Annotated in this window: 24 protein-coding genes; 14 read left to right on the top strand and 10 right to left on the bottom strand. The window is 30.8% G+C overall.

Going from position 1 to position 25302, the window contains the following annotated elements; translation table 11 throughout:
- Nucleotides 1-68: 68 nt before the first annotated feature.
- On the bottom strand, nucleotides 69-1547 hold the full coding sequence (gene proS / locus G507_RS0103640; RefSeq protein WP_026716210.1) for a proline--tRNA ligase: 1479 nt from the start codon (nucleotides 1545-1547) through the stop codon (nucleotides 69-71).
- A 109-nt stretch (nucleotides 1548-1656) separates the two neighbouring features.
- On the opposite strand from proS, the gene G507_RS17815 reads away from it, so the two are divergent.
- From G507_RS17815 to G507_RS0103605, 7 genes are all read left to right on the top strand, one after another.
- On the top strand, nucleotides 1657-2646 hold the full coding sequence (locus tag G507_RS17815) for a sulfur globule family protein (protein ID WP_026716209.1): 990 nt from the start codon (nucleotides 1657-1659) through the stop codon (nucleotides 2644-2646).
- Nucleotides 2647-2678: 32 nt separating this feature from the next.
- Nucleotides 2679-4226 (top strand): OmpP1/FadL family transporter, encoded by a 1548-nt coding sequence (locus tag G507_RS0103630; RefSeq protein ID WP_026716208.1) that lies wholly within the window; start codon nucleotides 2679-2681, stop codon nucleotides 4224-4226.
- Between the two features lie 165 nt (nucleotides 4227-4391).
- Entirely contained in the window at nucleotides 4392-5705 is a 1314-nt protein-coding gene (gene rimO / locus G507_RS0103625) for a 30S ribosomal protein S12 methylthiotransferase RimO (RefSeq protein WP_026716207.1), read from the top strand.
- 74 nt (nucleotides 5706-5779) lie between these two features.
- Complete coding sequence (locus G507_RS0103620) at nucleotides 5780-6163, top strand: hypothetical protein (RefSeq protein WP_026716206.1); 384 nt, start codon at nucleotides 5780-5782, stop codon at nucleotides 6161-6163.
- 124 nt (nucleotides 6164-6287) lie between these two features.
- A complete protein-coding gene (locus tag G507_RS0103615) occupies nucleotides 6288-6524 on the top strand; it encodes an HP1242/YdcH family protein (RefSeq protein WP_035665585.1) in 237 nt (78 codons plus the stop codon).
- 79 nt (nucleotides 6525-6603) lie between these two features.
- Nucleotides 6604-7080, top strand: a complete 477-nt coding sequence (locus G507_RS0103610; protein ID WP_026716204.1) for a GyrI-like domain-containing protein — start codon at nucleotides 6604-6606, stop codon at nucleotides 7078-7080.
- A gap of 50 nt (nucleotides 7081-7130) precedes the next feature.
- Nucleotides 7131-7367, top strand: coding sequence for a 4a-hydroxytetrahydrobiopterin dehydratase (locus G507_RS0103605; protein ID WP_026716203.1), 237 nt, complete (start codon nucleotides 7131-7133; stop codon nucleotides 7365-7367).
- On the opposite strand, the gene G507_RS17255 is transcribed toward G507_RS0103605, so the two are convergent.
- The 5 genes from G507_RS17255 to G507_RS0103575 all read right to left on the bottom strand — a co-directional run bounded on the left by G507_RS17255 (nucleotide 7360) and on the right by G507_RS0103575 (nucleotide 14865).
- A complete protein-coding gene (locus G507_RS17255; protein WP_051191478.1) occupies nucleotides 7360-8694 on the bottom strand; it encodes a C40 family peptidase in 1335 nt (444 codons plus the stop codon). The two genes, G507_RS0103605 and G507_RS17255, sit on opposite strands and share 8 nt — an antisense overlap.
- A gap of 127 nt (nucleotides 8695-8821) precedes the next feature.
- On the bottom strand, nucleotides 8822-10363 hold the full coding sequence (locus G507_RS0103590) for an acyl-CoA carboxylase subunit beta (protein ID WP_026716202.1): 1542 nt from the start codon (nucleotides 10361-10363) through the stop codon (nucleotides 8822-8824).
- A 59-nt stretch (nucleotides 10364-10422) separates the two neighbouring features.
- On the bottom strand, nucleotides 10423-11862 hold the full coding sequence (gene accC / locus G507_RS0103585) for an acetyl-CoA carboxylase biotin carboxylase subunit (protein ID WP_026716201.1): 1440 nt from the start codon (nucleotides 11860-11862) through the stop codon (nucleotides 10423-10425).
- Between the two features lie 112 nt (nucleotides 11863-11974).
- Nucleotides 11975-12460, bottom strand: a complete 486-nt coding sequence (locus tag G507_RS0103580) for an acyl-CoA carboxylase biotin carboxyl carrier protein subunit (RefSeq protein ID WP_026716200.1) — start codon at nucleotides 12458-12460, stop codon at nucleotides 11975-11977.
- A 227-nt stretch (nucleotides 12461-12687) separates the two neighbouring features.
- Nucleotides 12688-14865 carry a B12-binding domain-containing radical SAM protein gene (locus G507_RS0103575; protein WP_026716199.1) on the bottom strand — a complete coding sequence of 726 codons (2178 nt, stop codon included), beginning with the start codon at nucleotides 14863-14865 and terminating at the stop codon, nucleotides 12688-12690.
- Between the two features lie 91 nt (nucleotides 14866-14956).
- Between G507_RS0103575 and bshC the strand changes: the two genes are divergently transcribed.
- The 3 genes from bshC (at nucleotide 14957) to G507_RS0103560 (ending at nucleotide 17109) form a co-directional block, all read left to right on the top strand.
- Complete coding sequence (gene bshC, locus G507_RS0103570) at nucleotides 14957-16546, top strand: bacillithiol biosynthesis cysteine-adding enzyme BshC (protein ID WP_026716198.1); 1590 nt, start codon at nucleotides 14957-14959, stop codon at nucleotides 16544-16546.
- A 61-nt stretch (nucleotides 16547-16607) separates the two neighbouring features.
- The gene (locus G507_RS0103565; RefSeq protein WP_026716197.1) at nucleotides 16608-16835 is read left to right on the top strand and encodes a hypothetical protein; all 228 of its coding nucleotides are present in this window, start codon (nucleotides 16608-16610) and stop codon (nucleotides 16833-16835) included.
- Nucleotides 16825-17109 (top strand): type II toxin-antitoxin system RelE/ParE family toxin, encoded by a 285-nt coding sequence (locus G507_RS0103560; protein WP_026716196.1) that lies wholly within the window; start codon nucleotides 16825-16827, stop codon nucleotides 17107-17109. Before G507_RS0103565 ends, G507_RS0103560 begins: the two co-directional genes overlap by 11 nt.
- A gap of 43 nt (nucleotides 17110-17152) precedes the next feature.
- On the opposite strand, the gene G507_RS0103555 is transcribed toward G507_RS0103560, so the two are convergent.
- Nucleotides 17153-17722 (bottom strand): DUF4494 domain-containing protein, encoded by a 570-nt coding sequence (locus tag G507_RS0103555; protein ID WP_035665638.1) that lies wholly within the window; start codon nucleotides 17720-17722, stop codon nucleotides 17153-17155.
- A gap of 367 nt (nucleotides 17723-18089) precedes the next feature.
- On the opposite strand from G507_RS0103555, the gene G507_RS0103550 reads away from it, so the two are divergent.
- Nucleotides 18090-18509, top strand: a complete 420-nt coding sequence (locus tag G507_RS0103550; RefSeq protein ID WP_026716194.1) for a nucleoside-diphosphate kinase — start codon at nucleotides 18090-18092, stop codon at nucleotides 18507-18509.
- Nucleotides 18510-18564: 55 nt separating this feature from the next.
- On the opposite strand, the gene G507_RS0103545 is transcribed toward G507_RS0103550, so the two are convergent.
- Complete coding sequence (locus tag G507_RS0103545) at nucleotides 18565-20043, bottom strand: helix-turn-helix domain-containing protein (RefSeq protein WP_035665582.1); 1479 nt, start codon at nucleotides 20041-20043, stop codon at nucleotides 18565-18567.
- A 191-nt stretch (nucleotides 20044-20234) separates the two neighbouring features.
- Here G507_RS0103545 and aceB point away from each other — a divergent pair, with 191 nt between their 5' ends.
- Together aceB and aceA are read left to right on the top strand one after the other, a co-directional pair.
- On the top strand, nucleotides 20235-21818 hold the full coding sequence (aceB, locus tag G507_RS0103540) for a malate synthase A (RefSeq protein WP_026716192.1): 1584 nt from the start codon (nucleotides 20235-20237) through the stop codon (nucleotides 21816-21818).
- Between the two features lie 79 nt (nucleotides 21819-21897).
- Nucleotides 21898-23175 carry an isocitrate lyase gene (aceA, locus tag G507_RS0103535; RefSeq protein WP_026716191.1) on the top strand — a complete coding sequence of 426 codons (1278 nt, stop codon included), beginning with the start codon at nucleotides 21898-21900 and terminating at the stop codon, nucleotides 23173-23175.
- A 74-nt stretch (nucleotides 23176-23249) separates the two neighbouring features.
- Here aceA and G507_RS0103530 read toward each other — a convergent pair whose 3' ends face one another.
- A complete protein-coding gene (locus tag G507_RS0103530; protein ID WP_026716190.1) occupies nucleotides 23250-23546 on the bottom strand; it encodes a DciA family protein in 297 nt (98 codons plus the stop codon).
- Nucleotides 23547-23620: 74 nt separating this feature from the next.
- A complete protein-coding gene (locus G507_RS0103525) occupies nucleotides 23621-24040 on the bottom strand; it encodes a lipocalin family protein (protein WP_026716189.1) in 420 nt (139 codons plus the stop codon).
- 100 nt (nucleotides 24041-24140) lie between these two features.
- Here G507_RS0103525 and G507_RS0103520 point away from each other — a divergent pair, with 100 nt between their 5' ends.
- Nucleotides 24141-25208, top strand: coding sequence for a serine hydrolase domain-containing protein (locus G507_RS0103520; RefSeq protein WP_026716188.1), 1068 nt, complete (start codon nucleotides 24141-24143; stop codon nucleotides 25206-25208).
- The last annotated feature ends 94 nt before the right edge of the window (nucleotides 25209-25302 follow it).

Raw genomic sequence — 25302 nt, 5'->3', positions numbered from 1 at the left:
AATATTTCTGTATTGCGGATGCAAAAATACAACTATTTTTTATTTTCGCAACAGAAATTTATTATTTTTTAATATGCTTTTGCAAATAAAACTCTACGCTCTGATTTTGAACCAGTTAAAACACACTTTCCTTCTTCAATAGCGCCATCTAAAGGGATGCATCTGATAGTTGCCTTAGTTAATTCCTTAATTTTCTCTTCAGTTTCTGCCGTTCCATCCCAATGTGCCGACACAAAACCATTTTTATTTTCTAAAACATCCTTAAATTCTTCAAAATTCTGAACCTCAGTTATATGCGTGTCTCTATACTTTAATGCTTTATTAAATAAATCAGATTGAATTGTCTCTAATAATTCGGAAATATAACTTACAACTCCTTCTTGAGCGATAATTTCTTTAGTTAAAGTATCTCTTCTTGCAATTTCGAAAGTTTTATTTTCTAAATCTTTTGGACCAACTGCAATTCGAACAGGAACACCTTTCAATTCCCATTCAGCAAACTTAAATCCTGGCTTATGTGTCGTTCTATTATCAAACTTAACAGATATATTCAGTTTTTTAAATTGAGCTACTAAATCATTTACAACAACTGAAATTCTTTCAAATTCCTCATCTGTTTTAAAAATAGGCACAATTACAACTTGAATTGGAGCTAAATTTGGAGGTAACACCAAACCCAAATCATCTGAATGCGTCATAACTAGAGCACCCATCAAACGCGTAGAAACACCCCAAGAAGTTCCCCAAACGTATTCTTGTTTTCCTTCAGCATTTGCAAATTTTACATCAAAAGCTTTGGCAAAATTTTGACCTAAAAAGTGAGAAGTTCCTGCTTGGAGCGCTTTTCCATCTTGCATTAATGCTTCAATACAATAAGTTTCTTCTGCTCCTGCAAAACGCTCTGTTTCAGTTTTTAACCCTTTTATTACAGGAATTGCCATAAATCTTTCTGAAAAATCAGCATAAACATTCATCATTTTTTCAGATTCCTCTATAGCTTCTTGTTTTGTAGCATGAGCTGTATGCCCTTCTTGCCATAAGAACTCAGCTGTTCTTAAAAACAAACGTGTACGCATTTCCCAACGAACAACATTTGCCCATTGATTAATTAGTAATGGTAAATCCCTGTAAGACTGAACCCATCCTTTATATGTTGACCAGATAATAGCTTCACTAGTTGGACGAACAATTAGCTCTTCTTCTAATTTAGCATTTTCATCAACTTTTAATTTTCCAGGATTGTCTTCATCATTTTTTAAACGATAATGAGTTACAATAGCACATTCCTTTGCAAATCCTTCAGCATTTTTCTCCTCTGCCTCAAACATACTTTTGGGAACAAAAAGGGGAAAATAGGCATTTTGATGACCTGTTTCTTTAAACATTCTATCTAATTCGGCTTGCATTTTTTCCCAAATTGCATAACCATATGGCTTAATTACCATACATCCTCTTACTCCTGAATTCTCTGCTAAATCGGCTTTTACAACTAATTCGTTGTACCATTTAGAATAATCCTCTGCTCTTTTTGTTAAGTTTTTACTCATTACTAGTGAATTGGCATAAAAATTGTTACTATTTCTTATATAAATTTTAACTAAAATATTCGACAAAACTAACTATTTTTGTGATGTCCAACAATAAAAACTTGCTATTATGAAAACTATTTACCAAACTTCAATTAAAAACTACCGATTGTTGCTCCTAAGTTTAGTATCGATTGGTATAACTTCATGTGGTTCTTTCAAGAATTCTTCTTATGAAGATAATGATGGAATTTACAGCTCATCAAAAAGAGAAACCACACTAGATGAAACTCAAACCTACACTCAAGTGCAACCAAATAATGTCTACGTTGACAAATTTAAGGATATGCAAGATGAATTTGAGGAAACTGAATATTTTACTGATGTAGATTCCTATACTTCAAATGAAACTGATACCGTATACGTTGTAGAAAGAAGTTATGCCGGATGGGGAAATAATTCAGATCAAGTAAATGTTAACTTCTATAATAACGGATGGAATAACTGGGGTTATGGCTATAATTCTTGGTATGGTCCAGGATGGAATAATGGATTCTATTTTGGGAACACTTGGGGATTAGGATTTAACTATGGTTGGAATAATTGGTATAATCCTTATTTTGGTTATGGTTACGGCTTTAATAATTGGGGCTATAACCCATATTATGGTTACAACAATTTCTACGGAGGAAATTATCGAGGAAATGTATCATACAATGCTGGTACCAGAGGAATGAGTAGATATAATCCGGCTAATTCTGGAAGAAGTTCTGGAAGAACAGCAACTGTTACCGGAAGAAACAATCAAATAGGAAATTCTACTGTAAGAAGTCCAAGAACAAGATCTTCATCCATAAACACAAATAACTCTCCTAGAAATACTACTACAAGTCCAAGAACAACTTCGCCAAGAAGCACAACTTCTCCAAGAAGTATAAATAGTCCTAGAACAACAACATCTCCGAGAACAACTACAACACCACGAAGTAGTTCAACTCCTAGAAGTAGTAATTCGGGGGGAAGTTTTGGGGGAAGTAGATCATCAGGTGGTTCTTCTGGTGGAAGTTCTGGTGGTGGACGTTCATCAGGTGGTGGCGGTGGTCGTGGAGGTCGCGGTTAAAATTAATTGATTAAGAAAAAAGAAAAAATACTATGAAAAAAATATTCTTATCCTTATTACTAGGAACATCATTTATTGGCCTTTCGCAAGAAACAACACCAAGCGATGCACTTAGATATGCTGTAGAAGATTTAAATGGAACAGCTAGATTTAGAGCAATGAGTGGTTCAATGGGAGCAATTGGCGGAGATTTATCTGCTATCAATATCAATCCTGCTGGTTCTGTTGTCTTTAAATACAATACGTTTAGTGCTACAGTTTCTGGTTTTAACCAAAAAAATAATTCTACTTATTTTGGTTCAAGATCGAGTGAAAATGATTTTAAGTTAGATATTAATCAAATTGGAGCTGTTTTTGTTTTTGATAACACCAATGATAGCAGTGATTGGAAAAAATTAAGTTTTGCCATCAATTATGAAAACACAAATAACTTTAATAATCAACTATTTTCAAAAGGAACCAATCCTAACAATTCAATAGGTAATTATTTTTCAGATGCTGCTCAAGGTTATCAATTAGAATATTTACAAACACAACCCGGAGAATCAGTAAGTAGCCTATACAATTATCTTGGAGAAACTGGAGGTTTAGGCTTTGGTGCCCAACAAGCAATGTTAGGATATCAAGGTTTTATTGTAAGTGCTTTTGACGATACAGATTCAAATAACGTTGATTATTTTACAAATATACCTGTTGGTGGAAATTATTACCAAGAAAGTTATATCAAATCTAAAGGATACAACGGAAAATTAACTGGAAATTTTGCAGCTAATTATAATGATATTCTTTCTTTGGGTATGAATTTAAACATTCATTTTACAGACTACACAAAGTCTTCTTCTGTTTATGAAAGTAATAATAATCCAGAATATACTACTGGTTCAACTGTCAAGAGAATTCAATTTGACAATGATTTATACACTTATGGCAGAGGTTTTTCTCTTAACTTAGGAGCAATAGCAAAGGTTACTGAAGAATTTAGATTAGGAATTGCTTATGAGTCACCTACATGGTATGCTTTAAATGATGAGTTATCACAACGCCTAGTTGTTGTAAATTCTGATGCTAACGGAACTTATACAGATGTAGTTGATCCAAATGTTGTGAACGTTTATCCTAGCTACAATGTAAAAACACCGAGTAAGTGGACAGGAAGTGCTGCTTATATTTTTGGAAGTAATGGTTTTATTAATGTAGATGTGTCTTCTAAAGATTACAGCACAACAACATTCAGACCTAAAAATGATGCATTATATGCTTCTTTAAATGATAACATGAGTGCAAATTTAAAAAACACAATTTCATATAATGTTGGTGGTGAATATAAAATTAAACAAATTAGTTTAAGAGCTGGTTATAGATTTGAAGAAAGTCCTTATAAAGTTGATGCAACTTTTGGAGATTTAATTGGATATTCTGGTGGATTAGGCTATAGTTTCAACAATGCTAGAATTGATTTATCTTACGCAAACACCCATAGAAATTACAATCAAAGCTTCATTTCATCTGGAATGAATGATCAAGCTAGAATCAATAATAAAAATGATACTGTAAGCTTAAGTTACACTGTTACCTTTTAAAAATCACATATAAAAAATCGAAAAACTACTTCAAAAGAAGTAGTTTTTTTTTATTTGAAATAGTTATGTTAATAAAGAAAATCATAAATATTACTCAAACCAAAACAATTACATTTAAAAAGCGTAATTTTGCACTCCAAAACTCAGAAATAAACTTTCAATTCTATGAGAACCAAATCGTTAAAGAAAAATAAAATCAATGTTATTACGCTAGGATGTTCAAAAAACGTCTATGATAGTGAAGTTTTAATGGGACAATTAAAAGCCAATGGCAAAGAAGTGACTCACGAAGCTAAAGAAGATGAAGGAAATATCATCGTAATCAACACTTGTGGTTTTATAGACAATGCAAAGGAAGAATCAGTAAATATGATTTTAGAATATGCTGATAAAAAAGAAAGAGGTTTAGTTGACAAGGTTTTTGTAACTGGCTGTTTATCTGAACGATATAGACCGGATTTAGAAAAAGAAATTCCGAATGTGGATCAATTTTTTGGTACAACCGAATTGCCTTTATTACTAAAAGCATTAGGTGCAGATTACAAACACGAATTGATTGGTGAACGTTTAACTACAACTCCAAAAAATTATGCGTATTTAAAAATTGCAGAAGGTTGTGATAGACCTTGTAGTTTTTGTGCCATTCCATTAATGCGTGGTAAACACGTCTCTACTCCTATTGAACATTTAGTTATTGAAGCTGAGAAATTAGCTAAAAACGGAGTTAAAGAGTTGATTTTAATTGCTCAAGATTTAACATATTACGGTTTAGATATTTACAAGAAAAGAAATTTAGCAGAATTACTAGAAAATTTAGTAAAAGTTGAAGGAATTGAATGGATTCGTTTGCATTATGCATTTCCAACAGGATTTCCGATGGAAGTTTTGGAATTGATGAAACGTGAACCAAAAATTTGTAATTATATTGATATTCCGTTACAACATATTTCTGATAGTGTTCTAAAATCGATGAGAAGAGGAACAACTTATGAGAAAACAACTAACTTATTAAAAGACTTTAGAAAAGCTGTTCCAGAAATGGCAATTCGCACGACTTTAATTGTTGGTTATCCTGGAGAAACTGAAGAAGATTTCCAAATTTTGAAAAACTGGGTTGAAGAAATGCGTTTTGAAAGATTAGGTTGTTTTACTTATTCTCACGAAGAAAATACACATGCTTATAATTTAGTTGATGATGTTCCAGAAGATGTGAAACAAGCCCGTTCTCTTGAAATTATGGATATTCAGGCACAAATTTCTTGGGATTTAAATCAAGAAAAAATTGGTCAGACTTTTAAATGTGTGATTGACAGAAAAGAAGGTCAACATTTTATTGGAAGAACTGAATTTGATAGTCCAGATGTAGATAATGAAGTTTTAATTGATGCTTCAAAATTCTATTTAAAAACAGGAGATTTTGTAATGTTAAAAATTACTGATGCTACAGAATTTGATTTGTATGCTGAACCAATATCTTAAAAAAGAGATAATTATCACAACTAATTATTATTTTTTATATCTTTACTTTTTAAAGACACTAATAAAATTAAATTATGAAAACAAAAATTATATTTTCATTTGCATTTATTATGTTTGCTTATGTTATGCAAGCACAATCTAATGAAGTGGAAATTTATACCGAAGATTCAAAATTATTCACAGTTTTCATTGATGGTGTTAAAATGAATCAAAGTCCCTTATCAAATGTGAAATTTACTTCTACAAAAACGGAAAACATAGATTTCAAAATAGTATTTGCTGAAAACGAAACAACTTTAGAAAAAAAGGCTGTTCAAATGATTTCAAATGCAAATAAAATGTCATACACAAACGGAGCAAGAGCTGTTTATTTATTAAAAGTCACAAACGGTAGTTATGATTTAATTCAAACAATTGTTACCAATAGAACAAATTCAGATCAAAAAGTTTTAGACTAAGTCAATATAAAAATTAATTTAAGAGCCTCATTTTTTTAATGAGGCTTTTTTCAAACCTGATATTTATCATATTTTTTTAGATTTTAAAAAGTTAATTTTAAATAATTAATTAAAACCAATAGATATGATTAAAAAACACAATTTAGCAGAAGCATTTCCAGAGTTTGAACAAAAGATTCACACTTTAAAAGTTGAAGACAATCATTTTAAAATTTTATTTGACAAATATGATGAATTAGATCATGAAGTTTATAGAATTGAAACGGATACTGAACCTGCTTCTGATGAAGCCTTAAATGATTTAAGAGTAGAACGTGTAAGATTAAAAGATGAAATATATAATTATTTAAAAGAAAATTAATCGATATTAATTAGTAATTGAATCCCTATGAATTTAGTAATTTGTGGGGATTTTTCTATATTTGAAAAAATTAAACTTTATGTTTCTACGAACAGAGCTAATGGCTTCAAAAAAACTTATTGGATTTTCAACTGAAACATCATTGGCAAATGATCAAACGGCTGTTATCTGGAAAAAGTTTATGCCTCGCTTAAAAGAAGTTAAAAATGCCATTTCAGCAGATTTATTTTCATTACAAATTTATGATTTTCAAAAATTTCAAAAATTCACACCTCAAACAATTTTTAAAAAACATGCATTAATTGAAGTTAGAAACTTTGACTTGACTCCAGATGGTTTTGAAGAATTTGTACTTCAATCTGGAAAATATGCCGTATTTTTACATAAAGGAACAAGTGCTGATTTTCCTAAAACAGCACAATATATTTATGCTGAATGGTTACCAAATAGTGATTATGAATTAGATGATCGTCCTCATTTTGAAGTTTTAGGAGATAATTATAAAGGACATGAAGATCCTGAAAATGAAGAGGAAGTTTGGATTCCAATTAAATAAGATATTAAATATTCGGATTATAGATTTTCAGAAAATTAAAATATAAAATTATGTGGAAAGAAGAAAACAATACGTTAACACAAACCTTTAAATTTAAAAACTTTGTAGAAGCTTTTGGGTTTATGAGTAAAGTTGCTTTAGTTGCCGAAAAAATGAGCCATCATCCTGAATGGAAAAATGTGTACAATACAGTTGAAATTATTTTAACAACGCATGATGAAGGTAATACAATTACTGAAAAAGACAGAAAATTAGCTAAATCAATTGATGAAATTATTACTAATTAATATTATCCAAAACTCTGTTAATTCTAATAAAACGTTTTGCATAATAAGCTTCTTTAACTGAAGAAACAATTACTCCACGGCTCACAGATGAATGAATGAAAAAGATTTCATCATCAATAACTTCTGTAATCATTCCAACATGATTTACTGATCCACGACCATTAGTAGAAAAGAAAATTAAATCTCCTTTTTGAGCTTGTGTTTTCTTAACTTTTTTACCCGTTCTCGATTGTTCGTTTGAAGTTCTAGGCAGTTTAAAATCCAATTGAGAGAATGTGTAACACATTAAACCAGAACAATCAAATCCACCACTTTTTGTACCACCACTTCTGTATCTTGTACCTAAATGCTCAGAAGCAATTGCAATTAATTGATCAGCACTTTCTAAACTTTCATAAGACATTAATGGAGCATCTTCAATAAATTCTTCTAATTCAGCATAAACAACGGCTGGTTTCGTTAAAGTATTCGCAGTTCCTTTTTTTATAATTAATTTTCTTCCTGGAAAAATTCTATCACCAACTTTAGGATTTAATTCTTGTAATTTAGCCAAAGTTATTTTATTTAATCTAGCAATACTCATTAATGTTTCTCCTCTTACGACTACATGTGTTACTTCACCTGAATCATCTGGTTCTTCTACATCATCATCAGCAGCCGCCATACTTTCAACTTGTAATGAACTTGGACTTATTACCTTAATAGGTGCTACTTTTGGCTCAATAATTTCTTTTTTAGCTTTTTCTTTTCCTTTTCTAATGACTATTTTTTCATCAATTTGAAGTTTGACATCTAAACCTGGATTAAGCTTTTTTAATTCTTTAAAACTTACATCGTACTTTTCAGTAATATGACTTATTGTTTCCCCTTTTTTTACTGAGTGAATTAAATCATTTGAAGTCGATGCTTCTTCTTTTTTATTAGATTTAGCGTCTTTGGAATTTTTATTTTTAGTCAAAGCTAATTTAGTTCCAACTTGTAATTTATTTGGTGAAACAGACGGATTAAAATCTTTTAATTCTTCTATACTTATATCGTATTTCTTTGCAATAGTGTAAAAAGATTCACCTGAAGCAACTTCATGAAAATCTTTTGTGATTTTCTTTGTTGCTTTTCCTGTTGGAATAACTAAAATTGCATTTAATTGTAATGTTTGTCCTTTTGCTTTCGGATTTAACTCATAAATATCTGATTCACTTACTCCATATTTTTTGGCTATAGAATAGAATGAGTCTCCACTGACTACTTTATGCTTTGTTGTTTTTTGAGCAAAAGCAAAAGAGTTAGATAGAATAAAAAACAATATAATTAATAAAAAACGATTCATTACCAAATAGTTAAAAGACTTTTATTGAGTTTTAAAAGTTTGACAAGATAAAAAATCTAAACTTATTAAATCGATTTTAACTTTATTTTAATTCATAAAAAAACCACCTTTTCAGATGGTTTAAATTTTATAAAGGAATGTTTCCGTGTTTACGTTTGGGTGTATCAACTACTTTGTTTTCCAACATACTAAATGCTTTGATTAATTTCCTTCTAGTAAATTTTGGTTCAATAACCTCATCTATAAAACCTCTTTGAGCAGCTTTGTAAGGATTAGCAAATAATTCGGCATATTCAGCTTCTCTTTCTTTTAGCTTTTCTTCTGGATTTTCTGCTGCAGCAATTTCATTTTTAAAGATAATTTCTGATGCTCCTTTTGCTCCCATTACGGCAATTTCTGCACTTGGCCAAGCAAAATTCATATCAGCACCAATGTGTTTTGAATTCATTACATCATAAGCTCCACCATAAGCTTTTCTTGTAATAACTGTAATTCTTGGCACAGTTGCTTCACTAAAAGCGTATAATAATTTGGCACCGTGAACGATAATTCCGTTCCATTCTTGATCAGTTCCTGGTAAAAATCCTGGGACATCTTCTAAAACTAATAATGGAATATTAAATGCGTCACAAAAACGAACAAAACGAGCCGCTTTTGTAGAACTATTTACATCTAAACAACCTGCTAAAACCATTGGTTGGTTAGCTACAATTCCGATACTTCTTCCACCTAATCTTGCAAAACCTACGATAATATTTTCAGCAAAATCTTTATGAATTTCGTAGAAACTATCTTCGTCAATAATATTCCCTATAACATCATGCATATCATAAGGTTTATTAGCATTATCCGGAATAATTGTGCCTAATTTTTCTCTGATTTCATCATTTAAAACATAGTCCAATTTTGGAGCAGTTTCTCTATTATTTTGAGGTAAATAACTTAATAAACGTTTGATATCCTCTAAACATTCCACTCCATTTGGTGAAGTAATATGAGCTACACCAGACTTTGTAGAATGCGTACTTGCACCACCTAATTCTTCTGAAGTTACTGTTTCATTAGTAACCGTTTTTACAACACTTGGCCCAGTCACAAACATATAACTCGTTCCTTCAACCATCATAGTAAAATCGGTCATCGCTGGAGAATAAACGGCTCCACCAGCACAAGGTCCCATAATAGCAGAAATTTGAGGAATTACACCGCTAGATTGTACATTTTTGTAAAAAATATCAGCATAACCTCCTAAAGAACGTACACCTTCTTGGATACGTGCTCCACCAGAATCATTTAGTCCAATCATTGGAGCACCATTTTTAAGTGCCATATCCATCACTTTACAGATTTTTTCAGCATGAGTTTCTGATAATGAACCACCAAAAACTGTGAAATCTTGAGCAAAAACATAGACTAATCTTCCGTTTATTGTTCCGTAACCTGTTACAACTCCATCACCATAATAGACTTCTTTTTCCATTCCAAAATCAGTTGTTCTATGTGTAACTAACATTCCAATTTCTTCAAAAGAACCTTCATCCATAAGATAATTTACACGCTCTCTTGCTGTAAGCTTCTTTTTTTCGTGATGTTTTGCAATTCGCGCTTCGCCTCCACCTTGTTTGGCTAAGGCTATTTTATCGTTTAATGTTTTTATTTTGTCTTGCATTTATTCTGAACTTGTTTCAGAATCTTTTCAACAAAGATTCTATATGTTTAAATTAAAATTTAGTTTGGAAGTTTTACCCTTTTCAAATCATTCAAATATTGTTTTAAAGCTATCATGGCTGCAATTTCTGCTTCCGTTTTATGTTGAGCTTTTAATTTTTCGGCATCATAATAATTCTTTACAAAACCTGTATCAAATTCTCCTGAACGAAAGGCTTCATGTTGCATAACAAATTTTCCAAATCCTAAAGTTGTGGCAACTCCTTCTACATGATAATTATCGATGGCTTTAATCATCAAAGCAATGGCTTCTTCGCGATCTTTACCATAAGTTATTAATTTAGAAAGCATTGGATCGTAATAAATTGGAACATCTGTACCTTGTTCAATTCCGTTATCAACACGAATTCCTTCTCCTTCTGGTAAAATGTAAGTGCTTAAAAATCCTACGTTTGGCAAGAAATCATTTAAAGGGTCTTCTGCATAAACACGAAGTTCCATGGCATGACCGTTGATTTTTAAATCTTCTTGCTTCATTGGTAAAGCTTCACCTTGTGCGACTTTTATTTGCAATTCGACTAAATCTAATCCTGCTATAATTTCAGAAACTGGATGCTCTACTTGCAAACGCGTATTCATTTCTAGGAAATAGAAATTGTGTTTATCATCTAGTAAAAACTCAACTGTTCCTGCTCCTAAATAGTCACATGCTTTGGCTACTTTTACAGCAGCTTCACCCATTTTTTTACGTAATTCTGGAGTTAAAACAGCTGAAGGAGCTTCTTCAACCACTTTTTGATGTCTTCTTTGAATACTACATTCGCGTTCAAAAATATAAAGGATATTTCCGTGACTATCAGCCATCACTTGGATTTCGATATGTCTTGGTTTCGTTACATATTTTTCAATAAAAACTGAACCGTCTCCAAAAGCATTTACAGCTTCTGAAATAGCTCTATTCATTTGTGAAGTAAAATCAGCTTCTTTTTCTACAATACGCATTCCTTTTCCACCACCACCTGCGGCAGCTTTAATCAGAATTGGAAATCCGATTGATGTTGCAATTTTCTTCGCTTCTTCAATATCAGTAATAGCTTCCTCAGTTCCAGGAACCATTGGAATATCGTAATCTTTTACGGCTTCTTTGGCAGCTAACTTATTTCCCATCATTTCAATAGCTTTGGATTTTGGTCCAATAAAAATGATGTTGTTTTTTTCGCATAATTCAGCAAATTGAGCATTTTCACTCAAAAATCCGTAACCTGGATGAATTGCGTCAACTCCTAATTCTTTGGCAACTTCTATAATTTTATCACCTCTTAAATACGATTGACTTGAAGCTGCTTCTCCAATGCAAACCGCTTCATCAGCAAATTTTACATGCAATGCATTTCTGTCAACTGTTGAATAAACAGCGACTGTTTTGATGCCCATTTTTTGAGCAGTTTTCATTACTCTAATCGCAATTTCACCACGATTGGCAACTAATATTTTTGTTATCTTTTTTATCATTATATTTTTTTTGACCGCAAATTCGCAAATTAATTTAATTCTATAATGTTTCAATATTTCGCATTCTACTGAACACTAAAAACTGAACACTGATCACTAATTACTCAAACTCAATTAATAATTGTCCTTTTTCAACAGCATTTCCTTTTTCTACTGCAATAGATTTTATAATTCCATCTCTTGGAGAAAGGAAACTGTTTTCCATTTTCATGGCTTCTAAAATTAGTAGAGGGTCATTTTCTTTCACTTCTTGTCCAACCGAAACATTTATTTCTAGGATTAAACCTGGCATAGGTGCTTTGATTGCATTGATGACTTTTGTTTTTCCAGCTTCAATTCCCATAGCTGTAATTAATTGGTCTAATTCGTTAGCAATGGCTACTTCGTAAACCGAATTATTTACTTTAACTGTGTATTTTTTTGCAGCTAAATCTGTTGAAACAACTTCAATTAAGTAAGGTTTATAATCTTTTAAAACGTGAAATTTATCATTAGACAACTGAACTTCATCTAATTGTCGTAAATCGCCTTCATTGAAATCAAAGTTATTTTCTTGATTTACTGAAAGTTTATAAGTAGTACTCATATTTTAATTTTTAGGAAATGTAAAAATACAAAAAAGAAAACGTTTTCGTAAATGAAAAATTGGTAAAATGATATAGTTGATGAAAAAGTACATTTTACTATTTATACGATATGCGTTAGTGATGGGAACGGCATCCTTTTTTTTGGTTTGTACTTCGACAGGCTCAGCATGACAAACCAAAAAAAGATACAGTGGACAGCACGACCTGAAAGGGAACGCCCAAATAATTATAAAACTAACAATCCTATTTCTCTCAAAGAATTTATAGATTTTGAGTACCAAAACAATTCGAAATCTTCTAAATTCGTTTCATAATCTGATTTTAATTGAGAAAAAGTCAGTTTACTGTTTGAAGTGATTGAAATCTTCTCTAAAATTTGGATTAACCATTCACCTTGCTCTTTTTCGACTGTAATTTCTGTCACGTTTTTTTTATCGTGAAACATGAGTTGCATCATTTCCCAACTGTTTCCTTTTTTGGATTTGGTGAAAGTTTCATGACTTGGTTTTCCTCCTATCCAAACTATTTTGGCTGAAGGTTTTGTATTGAAATCTGACTCATTTTGAAGTGCATTATGAATAAAATCGGATTGAATTTTGGTGTTTGGAATTTTGAAATCAAACCAATCTTGCAAAGGATAATCGAAACAAATTCCGTGCATATAATTGAATAACGACTTCTTTAAACCAAAGCTGAATTTCTCGTGATTGATTCCGGTTTTATCTTTGAAAGCTATATCGTTATTGGCAAAAGTGATTTCGTTTTGTTGTGGAATTACTCCGAATTCTTCTGGAAACATTCCTACGGGAGAATGGGCTGTCATGGCAAATTGATGCCAAAATCCAGATTGCATAACACCAAGCTCAAACAATTGACGTACCATTTCTAAGCTATCCACCGTTTCTTGAATCGTTTGTGTTGGATAACCGTACATTAAATAAGCGTGAACCATGATGCCACTTTCTGTGAAATTTCTAGTCACTTGAGCAACTTGTTCAACAGTTACACCTTTTTTGATAAGTTCTAAAAGTCGGTCTGAAGCCACTTCTAAACCACCAGAAACAGCAATACAACCAGAAGCAGCTAATAAAACACATAAATCTTGTGTAAAACTTTTCTCGAAACGAATGTTGGTCCACCAAGTCACTTTTAGATTTCTTTTTAGGATTTCTAGAGCGACTTCTCTCATTAAAGCTGGTGGAGCAGCTTCATCTACGAAATGAAAACCGTTTTCTCCAGTTTGTATAATAAGCTCTTCCATTCTATCTACCAAAGTTTTGGCAGCAATAGGTTCGTATAATTTTATATAATCTAATGAAATATCACAAAACGTACATTTTCCCCAATAACATCCATGTGCCATGGTTAGTTTATTCCAACGACCATCAGACCAAAGACTATGCATTGGATTGGCAATTTCGATTACGGAAATATATTTGTTTAAAAATAGATCTGAATAATCTGGAGTTCCAACTTCGCTTTGTTTGTAATCGGGTTTTGTTGTGTTGTTTTTGTAGACTATTTCGTTGTTTTCAAGTAGAAAAGTGCGTTTAAACTCGTTGGAATTTGGATTTTTAATATTGGAATTTAAAAGTTCAATAGGAAGTTCTCCGTCATCTAAAGATATAAAATCGAAAAACTCAAAAACTCTTTTATCTGATAAGCTTCGTAATTCAGTATTTGGAAAACCACCACCCATTGTAATTTTAATTTCTGGGTAATTGATTTTTATAAATTGTGCACATCGAAAAGCACTGTACAAATTCCCTGGAAAAGGAACAGAAAAACAAACTAATTTTGGTTGTACATCTTCTACTCTTCCTTTTAATATTTTTAAGGTAATTTTATCTATAAAGGTTGTTTCGTTTTTTAGTTCGTTGTATAATTCATCAAACGAATTGGCACTTCTGCCTAAACGTTCTGCGTAACGACTGAAACCAAAATTTTCGTCAATACATTCTACAATAAAATCGGATAAATCTTCTAAATATAATGTCGCTAAATGTTTGGCTTTATCTTGCATTCCCATAGAACCAAAAGCATAATCTAAATCATCCACTTGATCAAAACGAGAAGCTTCTGGCAAGAAGTTTCCACTACAAATTTGCCTGGCTAATGTTGGATTATTTCCTTGTAAAAATGAAATTACATTATCAATTGTGCTGCTATAATCGTTATGAAGCGTATAAATTCGTTGACAATTTTCTGAAACTCTCTCACCAGAAACTTGAAACAAATTTTCTAAACCTTCTTTTGAAAACATTTTTAAAATCACTTCTATACCTAAATCCATTTGAAACGAGTCAATGTTTTTGGTGTTTAGAAAACCTTTTAAGTAAGCCGTTGCTGGATATGGTGTATTCAGTTGGGTAAAAGGTGGTGTGATTAAGAGTATGTTTTGCAATGGAAATGTTTTTGCAAAGGTAAAGTATATTTTAAGATTTCTATAATACTTTAAAAAATGTAATTTACTACTTTTACAAAAAATTAAAACTATGCCATCTGACTGTATAAGCTATCAAAAATCAGGATATTTTTCTACTTTAATGAATGATTATTTAGGGGAACAAGCCAATTTAAAAGCATTGTACAATAGATTTCCTAAGTTGGAAAACTTTTCTGACCAAATCGAAGAGAAAAAAAACAACTTTTCCATTGAAAACAGAAATATCCTAGTTGATTCGTTAACCATTCAATACCAAAACTTTGAAACTTCTGAAACAACTTCAAAAAATATTAAACTCTTAAGCGAAGAAAATACTTTCACAATAACAACGGGTCACCAATTGAATTTATTCACTGGACCATTGTATTTTTTGTATAAAATTATTTCGACTATCAATCTTTGTGAGCAGTTGAAAAAAGAATATCCAAATCAAAATTTTGTTCCGATTTATTGGATGGCAACTGAAGATCATGATTTTGAAGAAATCAATCATTTTTGGTTTAAAGGAGAAAAAATTACTTGGCAAAAAGATAGTTTTGGTCCTGTTGGAAGACTTTCTACTGAAGGATTGAAAAAAGTTTTTGAACACTATTCAAGTGAATTAGGTTTAGGTCAAAATGCTGATTTTCTAAAAGACTTATTTAAAAAAGGATATTTAGAACATAACAATTTAGCTGATGCGACTCGTTATATTGCTAATGAAATTTTCAAAGAAAAAGGTTTAGTAATTTTAGATGGTGATGATAAAAACTTGAAGCAATTATTTATTCCTTTTGCGAAAGAAGAATTAGTAAATCAAACTTCGAGTGAAGTGGTTTTAAAAACTAACGAACTTTTATCTGAATATAAAATTCAAGTCAACCCGCGTGAAATTAACCTGTTTTATATTGAAGACAATTTAAGAGAACGAATCGTTTTTGAAGACAACAAATACACTGTTTTAAATACAAAGTATTCTTTTTCGGAAAGTGAGATTTTATCCGAATTAGAAAATCACCCTGAAAAATTTAGTCCAAATGTAATTTTACGACCTTTATATCAAGAAGTGATTTTACCTAATTTATGTTATATTGGTGGTGGTGGAGAATTGGCTTATTGGTTGGAATTAAAATCAAATTTTGAAGCTAATAACGTGACTTTTCCAATGCTTTTACTTCGTAATTCAGTGCTAATTGCTACAGAAAAACAAGTTCAAAAAGCAAATAAATTAGAATTGAGTTGGGCCGATTTATTTAGCAAACAACAAGATTTGATTAGTCATAAAACAAAAGCTTTATCGAATTTTGATATTGATTTCACTACGCAAAAAGAACATTTAAAAAAGCAATTTGCTGATTTATATGAAATTGCTGCAAATACTGACAAATCATTTATTGGAGCTGTAAAAGCACAAGAAGTCAAACAAATAAAAGGTTTAGAGAATTTAGAAAAACGTTTATTAAAAGCTGAAAAAAGAGTTTTAGCTGAAAAACTAGAGCGCATTACTTCTTTGCAAGATGAGTTGTTTCCAAAGCAAAGTCTTCAGGAACGAAAAGCTAATTTCTCAGAATATTATTTAGAATTTGGACCAGAATTAATTCATAAATTGTTTGCTGAATTGAAACCTTTGGAACAAGAATTTGGAATTGTAGTTTTATAATTACCTTTTATTTATAAATTGAAATAAACTTTTTTGTAATTTTATGCTAAATTAATTCATTATGAATATTTTAGAAGAAAGAAAAAAGTTAATTGCTAAAATTAACAAAATAGAAAACCCTGAAATTTTAGAAAGAATCTCACTTATTGTTGAAGATTCTGCAACTTTATTAAATGAAAATCAAATTAATGAAGTTAGAGAAAGACGTGTTGAATATCTAAAAAATCCAGAAGAAGTGATTTCTTTAGAGGAATTTAAAAGCACGATTAAAACTAAATATGGCTTTTAATATTCTTTTAAGTAAAAAAGCATCGATTGAAATTGAAAATGCTATTACTTATTATAGCGAAATAAACAAAAATTTAGGGGAACGATTTTATGCTGAATTTTTAGAAAATCTGAATTATATAAGAATTAATCCGTTTTTATTTCAATTAAAATTTGATGTTTATCGAGAAGTTCTTTTAAAAACTTTTCCTTTTGTAATTGTTTTTGAAATTATTGATAATTCGATAATTGTGAACGCTGTTTTTGATACTTCACGAAATCCCGAAAAGAAATAAACCTCATTCGATTTTTTTCAAATGAGGTTTTAATTTATAAATTTTAATCTTCAATAACTTCTTCTACTTCAAATTCTGAATCTATTTCTTCAATATCTAAAGGATCTTCCATGGTTTGAACTTCAATTTTAGAGTCTTTTACTAAATTGAATTTTTCTAACTTTTCTAAATCACCTTCTTCACCACTAAAATACGGAAAAACATCCATAATTGCTGATTCTGAAATAGCTGGAATGGTATAATCGCCCATAGTGTTTTTCATCGCATGGATTGTATTATCGTAAGCTTCTTTTACATCATTAGCTTGTATTAACAAATACATGTTTGATTTACGTTCTTTTCCGCTTTCTTCGTCATACGCTATTAATGAAACTTTTGACCTAAACCATCTATCTGCCTTTTCGAAAGGATGAATTTCAGCATAGTTGGCTACTTTAATATTTGTGATTTTAAATTCTTCACTTACATAAGCCGACATTTCTTCATTCATTCTTCTTTCTGCCTCTGTATAGGACATTGCATCAACTAAATAAGGTTCTGTCGCAATCTTTTGTACGCCATTCTCATCAATTTTTCTGTATTTTACTTTACACTCATACCAAGTTGCACTCATATCTTTTTTTTTATTTTTATGGATGTCAAAGATAATTTTAAAGAAAAAAGAACTACTATTTTTTAACAAATAGATATTCACAATTTTATAAAACAGTAATTCTATTTAAATTATACACATTACAACCTAGTAAATAAAAAAAAACCCTTCTCTTCTAGCCCTGATAGGAATGGAAATCCTCGAAGAGATTGGAATGGATAGCAGGAAATACATAGCTAAGAAAAGCCCGAGCAAATCGCTTCAAATTATTTTAAATCATATTTTAGATAAGTTGAAAAGAATCTGAAATACTGAAATAAATTCAGCACTTGCAAGTTCAGATTAAATGCTTACTTTTGCACTCGAATTAAAAAAAAATAAAAAAGCTATGGCAACGAATAGAACTTTTACAATGATTAAGCCTGATGGAGTTGAAAATGGACACATCGGAGGAATTTTAAATATGATTACTGAAGGTGGTTTCAGAATTGTAGCAATGAAATTAACGCAATTAACTATAGCTGACGCTAAAGAATTTTATGCTGTTCATGCTGAAAGACCATTTTATGGTGAATTAGTTGAGTTTATGACAAGAGGTCCAATCGTGGCTGCTATCTTAGAAAAAGAAAATGCTGTTGCTGATTTTAGAACTTTAATTGGTGCTACAAATCCTGCTGATGCTGCTGAAGGGACTATTCGTAATAAATACGCTACTTCAATGGGTGAAAATGCAGTTCATGGTTCAGATTCTGATGAAAATGCTGCTATTGAAGGTGCTTTTCATTTTGCTGGAAGAGAAATGTTCTAGTAATAGTTTCAACTAAAAATATTAAATCCCGCTTCTTCATTGAAACGGGATTTTTTTATTTAAATTTTTCCATAATTTCTGTTACAACTTTGTCTGTTTTAGCAAATCGTTGTTTTCGTTCCAAATTTCTTGGAGGAGCTACTCTTTCTAAACAATCAGAAACGGAACAAGATTCACAAGTCACTCCAACTTGTCTTATAGGAATAGTAGCATCTTGTAAAAAACTAATTTTATTTATAGAATGAGACGAAATTAAAATTCCCAATGAGATACTTCTAAAATATCCTTTTCTAAACGGATCTTTTGTTGCAGATGAAAGTACTAAATATCTATTTTCAGTGTGTTGATAAGAAGATATTTGGTAATCAAACAAATGAGACTCCTTTGAAGTAGCAATCTTTTGCAACGTTTTTATTGAAACCCAACGTCTGCAATAATGTTCATTTCTCTCGTTTGCATGTGGTTCTAGCAGATTTGTAATATGCAACTCTTTTGTCAGTTGAATATCATTTCTTTCTGGCTTATGTGAAAAACGCAAGAAAAATAAGTTTTTTAAATTAAAATCTTTAGGTAATACATTTGTTAAACGTTGGTAGAAAGTTTCAGGTGAATCTGTGAATTTATCCATTAATTTTTGAAAATCTTCAGCAATAAATTCTTTATTTTCAAAAAACATCTTTAATTCTTTAACTAATATTTTATGTGGAATTAATAACGAACCTGCAAAATACGAAGCCATAAAATTATTTAAAACCTGATCAAAACTTTCAAATTTTATCCAAGAAAAAGTATAAAGTCTATCTGAAATTTCCAAGAAATTATAAGCAATTTCTTTAGCATAAATAAACATTCTTTGTGAATTATCTGTTTCCGATGAAACCAATAAAGTTTTAGAAGTTGGCACAAAAACCGAACGTAAACTATTCAATTCAGTATGTTGGGTTAACTCTTCATTATTAATAGTGTAACCATATTCTTCAACTAAAATCTCTTCTAAGTCTTCAACCTTTAAACGCTTATTTAAGTCTATGGAATAAGCTTTGGCAAATTTTTCGACTTGCACTTCAATTTCTTCAAAATAATTATTATTAGCTTCTTGGTATGAACGTAAAGCCGCTAGAAAAAAACTTTCACGCGTTAAATTATAATGTTTTGCAATTTCAAAAAGGGTACTGATAAAAGCATTGACTTTTATTGGTGCTTCTGCAATTATATCAATTAAATTACTTTCTTTTATTCCAAAAACTTCTAACGGGATTTCTTTTAAGATTCGCGATTGCAATATTTCTCCAATTGGAGCTAAGTTTTTATCCAACTTTAAAGAAACCATTTGGTCATAAGTAGTGTCTAATGCTTCTGACAATACTAATATTTTATCACGTTTTGGATATTTTTTACCTTTTTCAATTTCATTTAAATACGATTTTGAAAGTCCAGTAACTTTAGCCAAGCCAAATAATGACAAATTTTTATCTGTTCTTAATTGCTTTAATTTTAATCCAAAAATCAATCGAATATATTCTTCTTCTATCATTTTTTCTACATTAAACCTTTCACTAAGCCAATTTAAAGCAAAATACTTGGTTACTTATAGCTACAAATATACATTAAATCAAAATAAAAAACACCACTAAAAAATATTTTTACATTTTAGCGAACGTTCGCTTGTTTTGTAATTTATTTTTTTATAATATTGTCCCAGCTAATCATTTAACTTCCATTACTATGAAAACAGTAACACAAAATAATGTTCAAGTTGTTAATCATTCCGAGGCTAATTCAATACTTACAGAAGAAGCCTTAACTTTTTTAGAAACGCTTCATGTTAAATTCAATTCACAAAGAATAGAACTTTTAGCAAAAAGAAAAATCCAACAACAAAAATTTGATCAAGGAGAAAAACCAAAATTTCTAACAGAAACCGAACATATTAGAACATCAAATTGGACAGCTGCTCCAATTCCAGAAATTCTTTTAGACAGAAGAGTTGAAATCACAGGACCAGTTGACAGAAAAATGGTGATTAATGCTTTAAATTCGGGAGCAAAAGTTTTCATGGCAGATTTCGAAGACAGTTGTTCGCCAACTTGGTCCAACTTAATGGAAGGACAACAAAATTTAAAAGACGCTATAGATAAAACCATTTCTTTAGAGCAAAACGGTAAAAAATACAACCTTAATAATGAAACAGCAACATTATTAGTTCGCCCAAGAGGATTACATTTAGAAGAAAAACATTTAAAACTAAATGAAGAATTTCTTTCTGGTGCTTTGGTCGATTTTGGCTTATTCTTTTATCACAATGCTAAAACTCAAATAGCACAAGGTTTAGCGCCCTACTTCTACTTACCAAAACTTGAACATTATGAAGAAGCACGTTGGTGGAATGATGTGTTTATTTTTGCTCAAGAGTATTTAAATATTCCTCAAAAATCTATTAAGGCTACAGTTTTAATTGAAACCATAACGGCTAGTTTTCAATTAGATGAAATCATTTATGAACTAAGAGATCACATGGCTGGCTTAAATTGTGGACGTTGGGACTATATTTTTTCATACATCAAAAAATTAAAAAAACATACTGATTTTATAGTTCCTGACAGAGATCAAGTAACAATGGCAAGTCCATTTATGGAAGCTTATTCACTAAGAGTTATACAGATTTGTCATAAAAGAAATGTTTTAGCTATTGGAGGAATGGCAGCTCAAATTCCAATAAAAAATGACGAAGAAGCCAATAAAATGGCCTTTGAAAAAGTAAAAGCTGACAAAATACGTGAAGTCAAAAATGGTCATGATGGAACATGGGTTGCTCATCCTGGATTAGTTCCTTTAGCAATGAATGTTTTCAATGAGTTTATGACAACTAAAAATCATTTACATATAAAACGTCCAGAAATTAACATCACAGAAGAAAAGTTATTAGAATTACCAAAAGGAACAGTAACATTAAAAGGAGTTCATAAAAACATCAATGTTGGAATCTTATATATTGAATCTTGGTTAATGGGTGTTGGAGCAGCAGCATTATACAATTTAATGGAAGATGCAGCTACAGCTGAAATTTCAAGAGCACAATTATGGAATTGGTTAAACAAGGAAGTAATTCTTGAAAACGAAGAAAAATGTACAGCTGAATTATATAATCAAATCATTAAAGAAGAATTAAATACCATCAAAACCTATGTAGGTGAAATAAGATATGCTAATGGAAAATTTGATTTAGCTACAAAATTATTCTCAGAAATGATTTTAAATAAAGAGTTAGATGATTTTTTAACCCTAAAAGCTTACCAATATTTAGACTAAAAAAAACTGCCAGGTGCTAGAACACCTGACAGTAAATTCAAATAATTATAAATAACTATTCAAAAATCACAACAAAATTATGAAAACAAATGCAAGAATTCAACAATTAGTTACAGATTGGACTACAAACCCAAGATGGAAAGGTATTGAAAGACCTTATTCTGCAGAAAAAGTAATTACATTACAAGGTTCTTACCAAATTGAATATTCGATTGCTCGTCGTGGAGCTGAAGTTCTTTGGCATAAATTAAACAATCAAGAATGGGTTGCTGGCCTTGGTGCTTTAACTGGAAATCAAGCCATTCAAGAAGTTGATGCTGGATTAGAAGCTATTTATTTAAGTGGTTGGCAAGTAGCTGCTGATGCAAATGTAGCTGGAGAAATGTATCCTGATCAATCTCTATATCCTGTAAATAGTGTTCCTCAGGTTGTTAAAAGAATAAATAATGCCTTATTGCGTGCAGATCAAATTCAATCCGTAAATGGAATTGAAAATAAAAAAGACTATTTAGTTCCTATTGTTGCTGATGCTGAAGCAGGCTTTGGAGGAAATTTAAATGCTTTTGAATTGATGAAAGCTATGATTGAAGCTGGTGCAGCTGGTGTTCATTTTGAAGACCAACTTTCGTCGGCAAAAAAATGTGGGCATTTAGGAGGAAAAGTTTTAGTCCCAACTCAAGAAGCAATAAACAAACTAGTTGCTGCTAGATTAGCTGCTGACACGATGAATGTTCCCACATTAATTGTAGCAAGAACAGATGCTGATGCAGCTAATTTATTAACCAGTGATATTGATGAAAGAGATAGAAAGTTTTTAACTGGAGAAAGAACTCCAGAAGGCTTTTTTCACGTAAATGCAGGGATTGAACAAGGTATTGACAGAGGATTATCCTACGCACCGTTTGCAGATTTAATTTGGTTAGAAACTTCGACACCTGATATTGAGGAAGCAAGAAAATTCGCTGAAGCAATTCATACTAAATTTCCAGGAAAATTATTAGCCTATAACTGTTCTCCATCCTTTAACTGGGCAGCAAAATTATCGGTTGCTCAAATGGAAACTTTTAGAGAAGACATTGCTAAAATGGGCTATAAATTCCAATTTATAACCTTAGCCGGATTCCACGCCCTAAATACCTCTATGTTTGAATTAGCCTTAGCTTACAAGAAAAAAGGAATGGCTGGATATTCAGAATTACAAGAAAAAGAATTTGCTTTACAAGCCGAAGGCTTTAGAGCAGTTAAACATCAAAATTTTGTAGGAACAACTTATTTTGATGAAGTACAAAATACAGTTACAGCTGGATTATCATCAACTGTAGCCATGAAGGGTTCAACGGAAACAGCACAATTTTAATTGGCATTTGTTTTATTGAAAAATGTTCTTAATTAGTTAAAAGAAATCTCAATTTATTTTGGGATTTCTTTGTTTTATCTCAAAACTAAAGACTTTACTACTTCTTTACCCATTTCTTCATTAATCATTTTAATGATTTTGTCTTTTCCATAACTTAATTCATTTCTCAAAACAGCTGAAGATAATTTTACATATAATGTTTCTCTTTTTAAAAGAACTTCTTCGGTATAATTGTTTACACCATTTCCCATTAAATTTTTCCAAGCTTGTTCCACGTCAATTTTGTCCATTCCAGAATCTAATTTATTGACTTGAATGAATTCTTTTAGAATGTCCTCCATGGAATGTTCTTCGTTAAATCGCTTTGCCATTATTAATGTATATCGTAAAATGTATGTTGAAAATATGTTTCGCTACAATCTATAAAGCCTAGTCAAAACTAAAGTTATTTTTTTGTAAATAAAACAGGCCTTTTGTAATGGTATTCTAATTGATTTTTATTTTTTACAACAAGTTTTTCATTACTTATCGATAGAATTTCTTCTTTCCATTTTGCAAAATCAGTCTTATAGTTTATGTAATAATTTCCATCTTTAACTTCTATTGTAAAGGCTTCCGAAACATCATTTGTTAAAAATGTCCCATCAAATTGTTGCATGCCTTTTCTTCTTGTACCAGAATCTCCTTTAATTTCAAAAAAATCGAAGGTCTCACTTGCTTTATATTCTTTGTCTTCACCATCAGGAAGAATTACTTTTTCAATTTCCCAATAACCACTAAGGTTTTGGATATCAGTTTCTTTTACAGCTTGTTTGCACGAAACCAAAAAAACGAATGCCATTGCAAATAATAACTTTACCTTCATAATTTAAATATTGCACTAAATTACAAATATTTAGTTTCTGATTAAACTATTTTATACTTTTATTGTCTAATAATAGGTATTAAAGTTAAATTCCTTAATTATGAAAAAAATAGCTATTATCATCCCAATTATTATTCTACTAATTTCATGTTCAAAAGATGATGAAATCAGTGTGAATGATCCTGCGTCAGAGAACATTTACTTTCCTCCAAATGGATCTGATATTTGGGAAACAAAATCGAGCAGTGAATTAAGTTGGAACGAAAATAATTTACAACCTTTATTAGACTATTTAGAATTAAAAAACAGCAAAAGCTTTATTATTCTTCATGATGGAAAAATTGTAGTAGAACATTATTTTGGCACTCATACAGCTACAACTCCATGGTATTGGGCTAGTGCTGGAAAAACATTAACGACTGCAGTAAGTGGTATTGCTGAACAAGAAGGTTTAATAAATATTAACAATAAAGTATCTGATTATTTAGGCACTGGTTGGACGAACGCTCCTTTAGCTAAAGAAAATTTAATTACCTGCAAAAATTTATTATCTATGACCTCAGGTTTAGATGATACAAATGATGGAGTAACTACTGCTGACTTACAGTATTTAGCTGATGCTGGCTCAAGATGGGCTTATCACGGAGTGTTTTTTAAATTACAAGATGTTATTTCACAATCTGCAAATCAAACATGGGATAACTACTTTAATACAAAGTTAAAAAATCCAATAGGCATGAGTGGAGCATGGCTTTCAACAGTGACAGAAAATGTATATTGGAGTAACACAAGAAGTATGGCTCGTTTTGGACTTATGATGTATGCAAAAGGAAAATGGAATTCAACTCAAATTATCAATGAGAATTTTTTAAATGCTGCTACAAGCACTTCTCAAAATATTAATCAAGCTTATGGCTATTTATGGTGGTTAAATGGAAAATCAAGTTATCATTTACCACAAAGTCAATTTGAATTTAGTGGAAGCTTAATACCAAATGCTCCAAGTGACATGTATTGTGCTTTAGGCAAAGACGATCAAAAGATTTATGTCGTACCAAGTAAAAAATTGGTAATTATACGAATGGGGAATTCAGCTGATGAAACAAATTTTGCTTTATCTGATTTTGACAATATACTTTGGGGAAAAATTAATGCTTTTATCAATTAATTAAAAAACTAACAAATAGTTAAACCATTAAGAAATCAAACTATTTTATCTAGTAAACAAATTTCTTAACGGTTTGATTTATGCTTATTTTTTA

It is taken from the genome of Flavobacterium gelidilacus DSM 15343 (genome assembly GCF_000422685.1).
In the GTDB taxonomy this organism is placed as follows: Bacteria; Bacteroidota; Bacteroidia; order Flavobacteriales; family Flavobacteriaceae; genus Flavobacterium; species Flavobacterium gelidilacus.
Note: the sequence above shows the minus strand (reverse complement) of the source record. Positions and strands in the feature narration are given on the sequence as shown.